The sequence below is a fragment of the Enterobacter sp. BIDMC92 genome (assembly GCF_001030225.1).
GTDB lineage: Bacteria > Pseudomonadota > Gammaproteobacteria > Enterobacterales > Enterobacteriaceae > Enterobacter > Enterobacter sichuanensis.
Genome location: NZ_KQ087598.1, coordinates 1,215,712 through 1,229,608 on the forward strand (window position 1 = coordinate 1,215,712; position 13,897 = coordinate 1,229,608).

Consider the following 13,897-nt stretch of genomic DNA (forward strand, 5'->3'; position numbering starts at 1 on the left):
GTTGTTATGTTTGAAGCAGCACGCGTAGGTGATGATATCGGCCACTCCGGTGCGCTGGCCGGGATGATTGCCGGAACGATTGTCGGTGGCCTGATTGCCGCCGCCGGGGGCATTCTGGCGGGGGCCATGTTTATTGCCGGTCTCGGCGCATCCTGTCTTGGCGTGGGCGTCCTGCTCGTCGGCGCCAGCCTGGCCGTGGGGTATTATACCGGGGAGCTGGCGACCGCCGCCCGGGACAGCATCGCGGATGCCGGGGCATCCAGCATGACGAAGAAAGGCGTCATCACCTCCGGCTCGCCGAACGTGTTTATCAACGGTAAACCCGCCGCGCTTGCCACCGATAGCACCGTCGACTGTTCTGACGACGGCTCGCAGCAGATGGCCGAAGGCTCTAAGCGCGTCTCCATTAACAGCCAGCCAGCCTCCCGCATCGGGGATCGCACCACCTGCGACGCGAAGGTCATGACCGGTTCGAATAACGTCATTATCGGCGGCGACCCGCAGCAAACCCTGCCCATTCAGTCTGAAGTGCCCGAGTGGCTCTATAAGGTCTCCGATCTGACCCTGCTGTTCGCCGGGCTTATCGGCGGCTGGGGCGGGGCCGCTGGCAAAGTCGGGGCGCTCTCTAAGCTGCTGGGCAAAATACCCGGCATCAACAAGCTGGCCCGTATCGCCTGTCGCGCCGGCACGCTGATGACCGGCGTGGCGGCCGCGGGGATTATCGCTCGCCCGGTGGATATCGTCAGCGGACAGAAGTTTCTCAGCGGGGATGACGAGCTGGACTTCGTCCTGCCTTCCCGTCTGCCGGTGCGCTGGCAGCGCTACTGGCGCAGCGGCAACCCCGGCGACAGCGTGCTGGGCCGCGGCTGGAGCCTGTTCTGGGAAAGCCGCCTGGAGGCGTATCAGGACGGCCTGGTGTGGCGCGCGCCGTCCGGCGATTACGTCGCCTTCCCGAAGGTCCCGAAAGGGCTGCGCTCCTACTGCGAAAGCGAAAAAAACTGGCTTGAACATCACCAGGACGACAGCTGGTCGGTGTATGACGTCAGCGGTGAGCGCTGGCACTATGCGCCGCTTAAGGATGATGCTCCGTCGCTGCTCCAGCGCATCTCTGAACCCTGCGGCAACGATATCCTCTTCGAGTGGAATGCGGATAATACCCTGCATGCCCTGACCGACAGCGCGGGCCAGCGCGTGGTCTGCCGCTACGATCGTGACAGGCTCCTCGGCGCCTGGCTGGATGACGAGATCTGTCTGGTCAGTTACGATTATGATGAACAGCGCCAGCTGGTCTGTGTGACCGGCCGGGGCGGTAGCGTGCGCCGACGCTTTAGCTGGCAGGACGGGCTGATGAGCGCCCACGAGGACGCCAACGGCCTGCTGAGCGAATACCGCTGGCGGGAGATTGACGGCCTGCCGCGCGTGGTCGGCTTCCGCCACAGCGGCGGCGAACAGCTGACGTTCGAATATGATTTTGATAACGGCACCCGCCGTGCGACTCGCGATGACGGCGCGCAGGCGCACTGGCTGGTGGATGACGACGACAACGTCGCCCGCTTCACGGATTACGACGGTCGCCAGACAACGTTTGTCTACCGCGACGGCGAGCTCTGCGATGTTATTCTGCCCGGCGGTGCGATGCGCCGCAGCACGTGGGACAAATACGGCCGCATGACCAGCGAGACGGACCCGGCGGGCCGCCGAACGGAGTATCACTGGCATCGCCTGACCGACCGCATCACCCGCACGGTATACCCGGACGGCACCTCATCGCAGGCCATCTACGACCTTCGCGGTCGCCTGCTGGCGGATACCGACCCGGCCGGAAGCACCACCGCGTATCGCTATCCCGATGATGAAGAAAACCTGCCGGAGAGCATCACCGACGCCATTGGCGGCGTGGTGCGCCTGGTCTGGAACCACCAGGGGCTGCTGACGCAGCGCACCGACTGCTCCGGCAGCGTCACCCGTTTCACCTACGACCGTTTCGGGCAACTGGTTGCCAGCGAGGATGCGGAAGGGAACATTACGCGCCGGGAGTGGAGCCGCGCCGGGCTGCTGAGCGCTGTGATCCATCCTGACGGCAGCCGCGAGTCGCTGGTGTGGAACGAACGCGGCCAGCTCACGGGCTGGCGCGACCCGCTGGAAAGTGAAGTGACCTGGGCCTATAACGCGCTCGGCCTCCCGGTCAGCCTTACCGACCGTATTGGCCGCGTGCGCCAGTGGCGCTACGACCCGCGCGGTAACCTGCTGCGACTCGATAACGGCAACGGGGCGGAATACCGCTTCACCTACGACGCCGTGGGCCGCCCGCTCAGCGAAACGCGCCCGGACGAGACCGTGCGCCATATGGAATGGGACGCGCGAGGGTTCCTCTGCGCGCTCGAAGAAAACGGCCGACCTGCCGCCGACGGCGGCATCGCCCGTCGCGTCCAGCAGTTCAGCTATGACGACAGCGGGCTGCTGATCGGGCGCACTCAGCGCCACGCGGAGTACCGCTATTTCCGCGACCTGAGCGGCCAGATTACCCGCATCCGCCGCACGCCAACCGCCGAAGGCGTTGCCCTGGGTATCGAAAGCGATGAGATCGCTTACCGCCACGACGCCGCCGGGCGCGTGCTGAGCGAATCCGGCATTAACGGCAAGGTGGGCTACGAATGGGATGCCCTGAGCAACCTGACCGGCCTGACCCTGCCCGGCGAACAAAAGCTGGCGTGGCTGCACTACGGCTCCGGCCACGTCAGCGCCATCCGCTTCGGGCAGCAGCTGGTGACTGAGTTCACCCGCGACCGTCTGCACCGCGAGGTGCGCCGCACCCAGGGCGCGCGCGAGCAGCTCCGTCAGTATGACAGCCTCGGCAGACGCACCCTGCAGCGCAGTGAGCTAAGTACGGACGTGACCCTGCCGGAGCAGGCGCTACTGGAACGCCTCTATCGCTACACCGCACGCGGTGAGCTTTCCGGCGTCAGCGACACCCTGCGCGGTGAGGTGGACTACGGCTACGACGCCGAAGGGCGTCTGCTGAAGCACTACGAGGCCCGACAGGGGCACAGCCGCGCGCAGTTCAGCTACGACGCTGCGGATAACCTCGCCGCCAGTGACGATCCGGTACCGGTCACGGATAACCGTCTGCAGCACTGGCAGGCGCTGTTTATGAAATACGACCACTGGGGCAACCTGGTCAGCCGCCGCAACGGGCTGTATGAACAGCATTATGCGTATGACGCCGAGAACCGTCTGGTGTCCGCCCGGGGAACCGGCCCGGAAGGGCGGTTTGAGGCGCGCTATCACTATGACGCACTGGGCCGCCGCACGCGCAAAACCGTCACCACGACGCACGGCACCACCGACACCCGCTTCCTGTGGCAGGGCTACCGCCTGCTGCAGGAGCAGCAGGAGAGCGGGCTGTGCAGCACCTATGTATACGACCCGAATGAAGCCTGGAGCCCGCTGGCGCGGGTGGACCATCTTCGTGACCAGCGCAGCGGTGAGATTTACTGGTTCAATACCGATCTGAACGGCGCGTCGCTGGAAGTGACCGACGAGCGTGGCGCGGTGCGCTGGAGCGGTCAGTACGGCAGCTTTGGCGAGGTGCGCCATCAGAGCGAAGGGTTCTCACGGCTTGTGAATCGCACGGCGATGGCACACCAGCCGCTTCGCTATGCCGGGCAGTACGCTGACGGTGAAACTGGGCTGCACTATAACCTGTTCCGGTACTACGACCCGCAGGTCGGGCGGTTTATTGTGCAGGATCCGATTGGGCTGAATGGAGGTATCAACCTCTATGCTTACGGTCCAAACCCCCTCACATGGATCGATCCGTTAGGCCTTAAGTGTTTAGAATTTGCTGATAATGAAAAATTAACTTCACATTTTAAAAAACATGGTGGGGAGTTTAGAGCAAAATCTGAGGCTGAATATCTGGCTATCGGGGATGATATTATAAAAAATGGTCATAAAGTCCAGTATCTCTATAAAGGAGAAATAAGGACTGGCTATGTAATGTATATGGGAAATACATCCAAAGGAGCAACAAAGGTAGGTTTCGTTGGAACAAACTCTAGTGGAAATATAACAACTATTCACACGAAGAGTGGCAAAGATATCTGGAAAACACTTAATGGGGACGCCAAAGATACAACTATTAAATTAGTTCTAAGAGATGAGGATGGGTTGTAGATATGAAATATTATGCTAAAGTCATTGAAATCAATGACGATATAGATGAAGAGGTTTTGTTATCTTTTGGTGAAAATGATATTTATTGTTTTATTGCTTCTTGTCCATATGAAATTATTAAAGGGAATGTCTATCTTGTTGAAGTGGAACTTTCCTTTTTAGATTCTGAAATTATCGAACCGCAATCTGAAAGCGATTTATCAATAATCAGGCAAGGAGATGATTTTTCATATGAAATTAGAGGATTTAAGATTGACGATAAAATAATCACCAATGGACTAGTTTTCAGTGATGGTTTATATATTCAAGAGTATGGTTATATCAATCATGAATATGTCTTAATAAAACCTGATAGAATTAGTGTTTCATTTCTTTAAGTTAATAAAAAAGCCGGATAAGAAATTAAATCTTCCCGGCTTTATTATCAAACCTGACCTGACCTGAACGGTGCGCCGCTGGAAGTGACCGACGAGCGCGGCGCGGTGCGCTGGAGCGGCCAGTACGGCAGCTTTGGCGAGGTACGCCATCAGAGCGAAGGGTTCTCACGGGTTGTGAATCGCACGGCAATGGCACACCAACCGCTTCGCTATGCCGGGCAGTACGCTGACGGGGAAACGGGGCTGCACTATAACCTGTTCCGCTACTACGACCCGCAGGTCGGGCGGTTTATTGTGCAGGATCCGATTGGGCTGAATGGTGGGTGGAATCTTTATCAGTATGCGCCGAATCCGTTGGGGTGGATTGATCCTTGGGGCTTAAGTGGCACAGACCTGGTCACTTATTGGCCTCCAAATGATGGTGCCTATGGTGAAACCAAGATAACTTTATTGAAACCAGGAACACAAATTGATCGTTATGGATATCCGGGTGGTACTTATACATCACCTGTCGGAACCCCATATCCGATGCGTGCTTTGCCTCCAGGAACTGATGCAAAACCTTATACTATTTATGAAGTTATGAAGCCAATACCAAACGTACAGGAAAGTAAAATTGCCCCTTGGTTTGGTGAAATGGGTATGGGCACTCAATATAAGCTCCAACAGTCTGTACAGAGTTATATTGATTCCGGACATTTGAAAGTAATTAAGCAAACAGAAGGCAAAACCTGTGGATAGAGTAGAGTTACAAAGTGAGTTAAATAAATTAAACATACCCAGAAATAGCTACTCTATTGATGGTGTTAAGGATGAGACATTATGTTTGATCCTCGATGGAGGGCTATGGTGTGTTTTTTATAGTGAACATGGAAAACGCACAGAGGTTGAGTTTTTTGCAACTGAAAGTGATGCCTGTCAATCCTTCCTTGCCAGAATCACCAAATGGTTCTAGTTTCAAAAAGTATGTAAAATTAGGTGCCAGTTTTTGGTGTTTCTTAGGCTGGTACTAATTTTCATGCTTTGGTAATAATAATCAAAGAATGTGAGTGTAATTCTGCCGCATCAACCTTTTTTAGTCTGGTAAGTACTGTTTTCTAATCGGAAAATCGTCACCACGTCGCACGGCACCACCAACACCCGCTTCTTGTGGCAGGGCTACCGCCTGCTGCTGGAGCAGGAGACTAGCGGGCTGTACAGCACCTATATTTACGACCCGAATGAAGCCTGGAGCCCGCTGGCGCGGGTGGATCACCTTCGTGACCAGAAGAGCTGTGAGATTTACTGGTCAATACCGACCTGAACGGCGCGCCGCTTGAGGTGACCGACGAGCGCGGCGCTGTGCGCTGGAGCGGCCAGTACGGCAGCTTTGGCGAAGTGCGCCATCAGAGCGAAGAGTTCTCACGGCTTGTGAATCGCTCGGCGATGGCACACCAGCCGCTTCGCTATACCGGGCAGTACGCTGACGGTGAAACGGGGCTGCACTATAACCTGTTCCGCTACTACGACCCGCAGGTCGGGCGGTTTATCGTGCAGGATCCGATTGGGTTGAATGCTGGGTGGGATCTTTGTCAGTATGCGCCGAATCCGTTGGGGGTGGATTGATCCGCTGGGTCTTGCTAGCTGTACTACTAAATTTAAATCGAGAAATGCAGCATTTAGGGCAGCGAAAAGAGATGTCGGGATACCAGTGAGCCAGCAACCATCAAAAGTTGAGCTAGTACCTTTAACAGATCGAAACGGGAAATCTATTTTAGGAGACGATCATTTACCTATAAAGACACGAGAATATACTTTCTCTCGTCCAGATGGTGAATCCATTGTAATCCAGGACTATTCACCAGGGCATATCTATGGACCTCCAGGAACACCTGGTAACCAAGGGCCACATTTAAATGTTAGACCGATCAGTGATACCCAAAATGGTACTATATCTGGAGCGCTAGAACATAATCCATTTCAAGGAGGGAAAATGAACTCATGGGTTGATTTATTAATTGATAAAAGAAGCATTTCTTCTATCTTCACCGATGAAGAACCTTCATTACGTAATGTTGAACTTCATGATGTGATTTTCCATAGGGATGGGCCAAAAATCACACTAAGATTCGATATTAAAAGTTATCCTTCGCAACCACCAAAAAAATGGATAATGCAGAAGTGTAATGTCGTACAATTGCAATTGACTGCTATTGATATAGCGGAAGTTAGCTTATTTGGCTGGAATAAAACACACTTTTCTTTAGATATTAACATATCTAAAGAAAATGGGTTTATCATCATTTTAGCTCAAGATGATATATTCTCTCTCTCAATAAAAGCAAAATTTATTGATATTTCTTCAATAACAGCTTATACAATTTTAAAATAATAAAGAATGGGAGGGTAATAAATCCTCCCTCAACAACATGCGCAAGTACCTCGAATTTCGCGAGGTGGTGAAAATATTAGTCTGGATGATTTAAATGTAACCAGTCGTGGTGCAAATTGGGGGAAAATGAAAGCCAATGGTAAGCAATCACTAGGTAGGCGTAATCCTAATGGGAAAAATCATTGGTTTGAGCATCCCGACGGCCACCCGGATGCTGGTCAAACTGTTATTCCCGAGCATGATTCTAGTGGTAATGTGCATGCGGTTGACCCTAAAGGTAATGAGGTAATTTTTACATGGTAAATTATATGCCTGAGAAATTAATTAAATTTCCTATTTCCGAATGGATAGTTCAATCAGGTCATTTCAAAACTGATTTACCATCGGAGGCTTATTGTATTTGTTATCAATACAATATAGATAGTAATGGATATGGTCCTTATGGTTTTTTAACTGAAAAATCGGAGGGGCTATTGTCCTTTTTATTTACTAATCTTATGTGTTTTAATAAAGAGGGACAAAGTCTTGATGCTTGCTCAGCCCTAAGTAGAAATGGGCTTTATTTTTATGGCAACAATAATGAAAAAGTGAATAAGCAACTGGCGGAGTATCGCAAGATGCTTCTGAAAAATAAGTTAAGAACTAATAAAGGATTGCCTGAAGAGGTTTTTCCTGAGAAACCTAAACTACTTAATCTTTATGATGATTATGGTGGTGTTGATGTAAGTGTAATAAATTCTTTAATAAAAAAAGGTTATCAATTTCTTTTTTACTGGTTTTTGACTCCTGTCGCTGGGGGGAGTGTAATTGTTTTTGATGGTAATTTATGGGATAGAGTTGTTGAATATTGTAAAAAAAATGGAATTGATTTTCAAGAGGTTGATTCAGTTGATAATCTGAAAGAATGGTAAGGTTGTTTTTTATAAATTAGCTAACTTATTAATAAAAAGGACTGGAAAGATCTTCTTATCTTTCCGGCTTTTTTATTATTCTCATTTTGGGGAAGTGCTACATAGGCGTACACTTAATTCCATTGTCCATATGTCTAGCCAGATAATGTTACTTGGATAGCTCCTGCGCAACATAATTATCCGCCATCAGAAAAATATAGCTGTTCGAAATATTCATGGTGACGCTGCGCCCGGTCTCAAATCCCTTCTCTGCGAGTCAGTTTCTCATGAGGGGGCAAGTTGGGATTGCGTGTATGTCCGGCAGAGATTTTGGTTTACGGTTGGAATAAGTAATGCCGACCAAGTCGACCTTAAAGAGCAGGATACTTTGAATAAGTTTTTTCTATTTAACCTACTTTTTAGAAAGTAAAATAAGCATCGTGCAGATAGCTTAATTTATCAGGGTGTGGCGGTAGCATGATTGTCTTATGCAAACCGCTACGCCCGCGATCTGAGCGGCCAGATTACCCGCATCCGCTGCACGCCGACGGCCGAAGGCGTTGCCCTGGGTATCGAAAGCGATGAGATCGCTTACCGTCACGACGCCGCCGGGCGCGTGCTGAGCGAGTCCGGCATTAACGGCGAGGTGGGCTACGAATGGGATGCCCTGAGCAACCTGACCGGTCTGACCCTGCCCGGCGAGCAAACGCTGGCCTGGCTGCACTACGGCTCCGGCCACGTCAGCGCCATCCGCTTCGGACAGCAGCTGGTGACCGAGTTCACCCGCGACCGCCTGCACCGCGAGGTGCGCCGCACCCAGGGCGCGCGCGAGCAGCTCCGCCAGTATGACAGCCTCGGCAGACGCACCCTGCAGCGCAGCGAGCTGAGCACGGACGTGACCCTGCCGGAGCAGGCGCTACTGGAACGCCTGTATCGCTACACCGCACGCGGCGAGCTTTCCGGCGTCAGCGACACCCTGCGCGGTGAGGTGGACTACGGCTACGACGCTGAAGGGCGTCTGCTGAAGCACTACGAGGCCCGCCAGGGGCACAGCCGCGCGCAGTTCAGCTACGACGCCGCGGATAACCTCGCCGCCAGTGACGATCCGGTACCGGTCACGGATAACCGCCTGCAGCACTGGCAGGCGCTTTTCATGAAATACGACCACTGGGGCAACCTGGTCAGCCGCCGCAACGGGCTGTATGAACAGCATTATGCCTATGATGCCGAGAACCGGCTGGTGTCCGCCCGGGGAACCGGCCCGGAAGGGCGGTTTGAGGCGCGCTATCACTACGACGCACTGGGCCGCCGCACGCGCAAAACCGTCACCACGACGCACGGCACCACAGAAACGCGCTTCCTGTGGCAGGGCTACCGCCTGCTGCAGGAGCAGCAGGAGAGCGGGTTGTGCAGCACCTATGTATACGACCCGAATGAGGCCTGGAGCCCGCTGGCGCGGGTGGATCACCTTCGTGACCAGCGCAGCGGTGAGATTTACTGGTTCAATACCGATCTGAACGGCGCGCCGCTGGAAGTGACCGACGAGCGCGGCGCGGTGAGCTGGAGCGGCCAGTACGGCAGCTTTGGCGAGGTACGCCATCAGAGCGAAGGGTTCTCACGGGTTGTGAATCGCACGGCGATGGCGCGCCAGCCGCTTCGCTATGCCGGGCAGTACGCTGATGGTGAAACGGGGTTGCATTATAACCTGTTCCGCTACTACGACCCGCAGGTCGGGCGGTTTATTGTGCAGGATCCGATTGGGCTGAATGGCGGGTGGAACCTTTATCAGTATGCGCCGAATCCACTATCTTGGATCGATCCGTGGGGCTTAAGCGGGGAAGATGTATTTATCCATTATACGGATAAGGCTGGATTAGAACGCATAATGAATACCGGAGTTATTGAACCTAACTCAAAAGGTAAGGTTTATGTTACTGATATATTAATGTCACCTCAGGATGCAATGAGAGATATTTTCATTAACGATCCATTACATACAGGGCGTGGTGACTATTCAATTATATTCAAAGCTGATAATTCTCAAATGGGTAACATTATCCAGAGTTCCGAATTAGAATACATTCATTCAGGCCGGTTGAAATTAGGTGAGGTACTTCATGCAGGTAAAAATCCTTATGATATTGTATCCCATTTGCCTTATGAGCAACGACTGAAGATGAATCAGGAGCAAATAAAGTCTAGAGGAGGTAGGTGTGGCTGATTACCAAGAAAAATCTTTGACTTTAAGTCAAAGTGAGATAGTCGCCTTGAAAAAAGCGATAATGTATTTGAAATTTTCTTGTGAGGAAACCGAATCTGTAATGTACGCAGGTAGTCCTCTAATTAATTCAATTTTTTCTAAACTAATAGAGATTGATGATTTAGGGCAACAATCTATTGATTTTTATAATAAAGGTCATGCTGAGAACGAAAGATTTGTTTTGGCTAAATTAGATAAGTTGGAAATTGAAAATGGTCGGCAATTTCAAAGCGAAGTGAAGGAAAGTTCTTTTAGGGAATGCCTTTTTCCGTTCTCAAGAAAGTAACTTCCGTATTGTAAACGGTCGGTTGGGAAATACTCCTTACCGGCTCTTCTTTTAATCCGCTAATGGTGAATGTTCCATTGGAGTCAAAATTACTGCACTTCGTTGTGTCTTTTTCTGAGGTTATATAAGTTAATTCGAAATATATCAATGGGTTAAGTGTTATTCTCTTTAAGGCGCTACTGGAACGCCTGTATCGCTACACCGCGCGCGGTGAGCTTTCCGGCGTCAGCGACACCCTGCGCGGTGAGGTGGACTACGGCTACGACGCCGAAGGGCGTCTGCTGAAGCACTACGAGGCCCGACAGGGACACAGCCGCGCGCAGTTCAGCTACGACGCCGCGGATAACCTCGCGGCCAATGACGATGCGGTACTGGTCACGGATAACCGTCTGCAGCACTGGCAGGCGCTGTTTATGAAATACGACCACTGGGGCAACCTGGTCAACCGCCGCAACGGGGTGTATGAACAGCATTATGCCTATGATGCCGAGAACCGGCTGGTGTCCGCCCGGGGAACCGGGCCGGAAGGGCGCTTTGAGGCGCGCTATCACTATGACGCGCTGGGCCGCCGCACGCGCAAAATCGTCACCACGACGCACGGCACAACCGACACCCGCTTCCTGTGGCAGGGCTACCGCCTGCTGCAGGAGCAGCAGGAGAGCGGGCTGTGCAGCACGTATGTATACGACCCGAATGAAGCCTGGAGCCCGCTGGCTCGGGTGGATCACCTTCGTGACCAGAGCAGCGGTGAGATTTACTGGTTCAACACCGACCTGAATGGCGCGCCGCTGGAAGTGACCGACGAGCGTGGCGCGGTGCGCTGGAGCGGCCAGTACGGCAGCTTTGGCGAAGTGCGCCATCAGAGCGAAGGGTTCTCACGGGTTGTGAATCGCACGGCAATGGCACACCAACCGCTTCGCTATGCCGGGCAGTACGCTGACGGGGAAACGGGGCTGCACTATAACCTGTTCCGCTACTACGACCCGCAGGTCGGGCGGTTTATTGTGCAGGATCCGATTGGGCTGAATGGCGGGTGGAACCTTTATCAGTATGCGCCGAATCCGTTGGGGTGGATTGATCCGTGGGGGTTAGCAGGTGTAAGGCTCCCAAGAAATAATGGCCATTGGGACGGAATACCAGGAGAAAGTAACTGGTATTCATATAATGACAAAGTTAATGCAGTTACATCGAACCAGCCTATACCTTTCAATGAAGGAAGGCCTGATTTTTCTGCGTGGTCAAAAGGTACACTTACTTTCGAAGATGGTGTGCTGAATGGGACGGATAAAGATTTTTCAAAAGTATATAGTGCCATTGCAGAGAAAAAAGGCATTACACAGAAAGCGGCTCAGAATTTGTTAAGGGAAAAAATGCTTACTCCACATCATCTGAGTGCGAATACTATAATTCTTGTCCCAAGAGATCTTCATGGCAATGTGCCACATATTGGCTCCGCATCAGATATGAGGAGGAAAGGAAAATGTTGAAAAAATTAGAGCGCTTTGGAGCGAAACCGACACCATTACCATTAGATGAACTGAAAAAGAGTTTAAATACATTAGAAACATCAATAGGGCCAATTCCTGAAAGTTATCGTGCCTATTTACTTCATTTTGGCGTTTCTGTTCTTTTTGATGTAAATGTTGTTTTCAAGGCGTTACAACCATCTCCGTGGTCTGATGAGCAAGGAAACGATACGCTTGAGTCTTTGTACGGCCTTGCAGAATCGGGTAAAGAATATACTGTCTTTGAAATGGCTGATACATACCGGAATGATTTTCGCGATCAATGGTTACCGATAGGAGCCTCGTCTGGTGATAATCAAATCTGTCTTTGCCTCAAGGGAGGTATGTCGGGAGAGATCTGGTTTTGGGATCACGAGTCTGATCCAATATTCAATGATTCGGTAGTGACCTCCGGGTTTACGAAAATAGCAAACTCCTTCGACGAGTTTGTTGATATGCTTACCGCTCAGGATGATAAAATAGATGCATCAGGGGTAGTTAAAGTCGATCTTGATTTTTAATAAAAGTGTACTTGCAGTGATCCTGGCGAAGCCCATCTATTGCCGTAAGGTGGGTGTAGCTGGTGCGGCATATCACAGCATCAACAGCCGCTTCGCTATGCCGGAAATATATACTTTGCCTTTTAAAAGTAGCAATCTATAAAAAATTGGTGCGGGTACTATCTTAGGTTACTCTTAGGATACAAGCCATCTTAATGAACGCCAGACTTCCGATAAAATCTGTCAGGAGCAAAATGGTGCAAGATAAGGAGAACTGATGAGTAATGTTAAAAATCTTATTGCAGCGTGTATTAACTGCTATGAAGAAAATGATGTCTTCACCATCGGAATAGGGGATGACAATCATGATCCAAAAAATTTTATCATTATCGGACGATTCGACGAAGATGAATTACCCGTTAATGAATGCATTGGATTCCAGAGTGAGTCAACGGAATATGAGTTAACAGACTCTATTCGTTCTGTTCAGCTCACTGAAGACAAACTTGTGATTGTGCTTAATGATGATGCCGCAAAAAAAAATGGCATCAGGGAATATCACGTGGTCATTCCTACAGCAAAAGATTCTAAAACGCTTGGACAGTATTTGAGGGAAATGTTTGATGGCAGTGATGTACCGCTACAATTGCCGTAAGGTTTTAGCCACTACATAGCTATCTTAGCACCCGTTCTTTAAAATGATTCAGGCGTGCCATTTTATATCGACTTAGATATTGATGAAAGTCGTGTAGAATTCAGGGAAAATGATTTAGGTATCGAAGAATATAAAATTAAAGGGGATGTTGTACTAGATAAAAGGACCACTAAGTTTAATAAGGGATGCTGAAATTATGAATAAAGACACACAAAATATAGATGAATTAAAAGAGATCCTGACCTCTATGGAGGAAATTGTTATCGTAATAGATAAGATCGGATCTGGGTTTATTGAAGCAAATAGAACAGCATCAGCCCTTCTGCTTTTTTTTAATCAATGCAATGTTTTAGAAAAATTATCTAAAACTAGAAAGTATCTTTATCGTGAGTTAGAGTCAAAAATATCTGCAGAGGAATTTGATGAATGGATAGAAAACGATTCATCTTTATGGAAGCCCCCTTATGATAAAAGTGAAGGAGAGATATTAGAGATGTTGAAAAACAGTAAGAATTAACCTAGTGATGGATATTTAAATTTTTCACTGGGTGGTTATTGCGACTGGTTTTGAAATGAATAATATTTAATTCATTGGATAATAGATGTCAGGATGATATTCAGCTCTCCTGACTCCTTATTATTTAATACATGTTCTATCCAATAATTCAGTATGTCCATTATTCCGCAACTACGACTCACAGGTCGGGCGGTTTATTGTGCAGGATCCGATTGGGCTGAATGGCGGGTGGAACCTTTATCATTATGCGCCGAATCCGTTGTTATGGATTGATCCTCTTGGATTAACCGCCCTAGATACTACAGGATACAATGTTTATGGATTATTTGATCCGGGAGAAACAAAATCTTATTACGTTGG

At 50.3% G+C, this 13,897-nt stretch carries 8 protein-coding genes and 6 pseudogenes; all 14 read left to right on the forward strand.

Features of this window, described 5'->3' with window-relative positions; translation table 11 throughout:
• The first annotated feature begins 6 nt into the window (after nt 1-6).
• Nucleotides 7-4,176 (forward strand): RHS repeat-associated core domain-containing protein, encoded by a 4,170-nt coding sequence (locus SP99_RS05455; protein WP_231584218.1) that lies wholly within the window; start codon nt 7-9, stop codon nt 4,174-4,176.
• 2 nt (nt 4,177-4,178) lie between these two features.
• Nucleotides 4,179-4,553: a hypothetical protein gene (locus SP99_RS05460; RefSeq protein ID WP_047957946.1), complete on the forward strand. Its 375-nt coding sequence runs from the start codon at nt 4,179-4,181 to the stop codon at nt 4,551-4,553.
• 60 nt (nt 4,554-4,613) lie between these two features.
• A pseudogene (locus SP99_RS25285) lies at nt 4,614-4,937 on the forward strand (RHS repeat-associated core domain-containing protein); the annotation flags it as partial.
• A gap of 78 nt (nt 4,938-5,015) precedes the next feature.
• Nucleotides 5,016-5,294, forward strand: a pseudogene (locus SP99_RS25290) (TNT domain-containing protein); the annotation flags it as partial.
• A 361-nt stretch (nt 5,295-5,655) separates the two neighbouring features.
• Nucleotides 5,656-6,468, forward strand: a pseudogene (locus SP99_RS25295) (RHS repeat-associated core domain-containing protein); the annotation flags it as partial.
• A 57-nt stretch (nt 6,469-6,525) separates the two neighbouring features.
• On the forward strand, nt 6,526-6,924 hold the full coding sequence (locus SP99_RS25300) for an Imm50 family immunity protein (RefSeq protein WP_047957949.1): 399 nt from the start codon (nt 6,526-6,528) through the stop codon (nt 6,922-6,924).
• 308 nt (nt 6,925-7,232) lie between these two features.
• The gene (locus tag SP99_RS05480; protein ID WP_156167786.1) at nt 7,233-7,835 is read left to right on the forward strand and encodes a hypothetical protein; all 603 of its coding nucleotides are present in this window, start codon (nt 7,233-7,235) and stop codon (nt 7,833-7,835) included.
• A gap of 478 nt (nt 7,836-8,313) precedes the next feature.
• Nucleotides 8,314-10,035: pseudogene (locus SP99_RS05485) on the forward strand (RHS repeat domain-containing protein); the annotation flags it as partial.
• Complete coding sequence (locus SP99_RS05490; protein ID WP_047957951.1) at nt 10,028-10,360, forward strand: hypothetical protein; 333 nt, start codon at nt 10,028-10,030, stop codon at nt 10,358-10,360. The pseudogene SP99_RS05485 and the gene SP99_RS05490, both read left to right, overlap by 8 nt.
• A gap of 170 nt (nt 10,361-10,530) precedes the next feature.
• Nucleotides 10,531-11,847, forward strand: a pseudogene (locus SP99_RS24990) (RHS repeat-associated core domain-containing protein); the annotation flags it as partial.
• Nucleotides 11,841-12,386: an SMI1/KNR4 family protein gene (locus tag SP99_RS05500; protein WP_047957952.1), complete on the forward strand. Its 546-nt coding sequence runs from the start codon at nt 11,841-11,843 to the stop codon at nt 12,384-12,386. The pseudogene SP99_RS24990 and the gene SP99_RS05500, both read left to right, overlap by 7 nt.
• Before the next feature lie 256 nt (nt 12,387-12,642).
• On the forward strand, nt 12,643-13,020 hold the full coding sequence (locus tag SP99_RS05505) for a hypothetical protein (protein ID WP_047957953.1): 378 nt from the start codon (nt 12,643-12,645) through the stop codon (nt 13,018-13,020).
• A 196-nt stretch (nt 13,021-13,216) separates the two neighbouring features.
• A complete protein-coding gene (locus tag SP99_RS05510; RefSeq protein ID WP_047957954.1) occupies nt 13,217-13,537 on the forward strand; it encodes a hypothetical protein in 321 nt (106 codons plus the stop codon).
• A 160-nt stretch (nt 13,538-13,697) separates the two neighbouring features.
• A pseudogene (locus SP99_RS25305) lies at nt 13,698-13,836 on the forward strand (RHS repeat-associated core domain-containing protein); the annotation flags it as partial.
• Nucleotides 13,837-13,897: the final 61 nt, after the last annotated feature.

Excerpts from the sequence above, each read along its gene's own strand:
- SP99_RS05455 (WP_231584218.1), top strand. The coding sequence starts at position 7 with ATGTTTGAAGCAGCACGCGTAGGTGATGATATCGGCCACTCCGGTGCG.
- SP99_RS05460 (WP_047957946.1), top strand. The coding sequence starts at position 4,179 with ATGAAATATTATGCTAAAGTCATTGAAATCAATGACGATATAGATGAA.
- SP99_RS25300 (WP_047957949.1), top strand. The coding sequence starts at position 6,526 with ATGAACTCATGGGTTGATTTATTAATTGATAAAAGAAGCATTTCTTCT.
- SP99_RS05480 (WP_156167786.1), top strand. The coding sequence starts at position 7,233 with ATGCCTGAGAAATTAATTAAATTTCCTATTTCCGAATGGATAGTTCAA.
- SP99_RS05500 (WP_047957952.1), top strand. The coding sequence starts at position 11,841 with ATGTTGAAAAAATTAGAGCGCTTTGGAGCGAAACCGACACCATTACCA.
- SP99_RS05505 (WP_047957953.1), top strand. The coding sequence starts at position 12,643 with ATGAGTAATGTTAAAAATCTTATTGCAGCGTGTATTAACTGCTATGAA.
- SP99_RS05510 (WP_047957954.1), top strand. The coding sequence starts at position 13,217 with ATGAATAAAGACACACAAAATATAGATGAATTAAAAGAGATCCTGACC.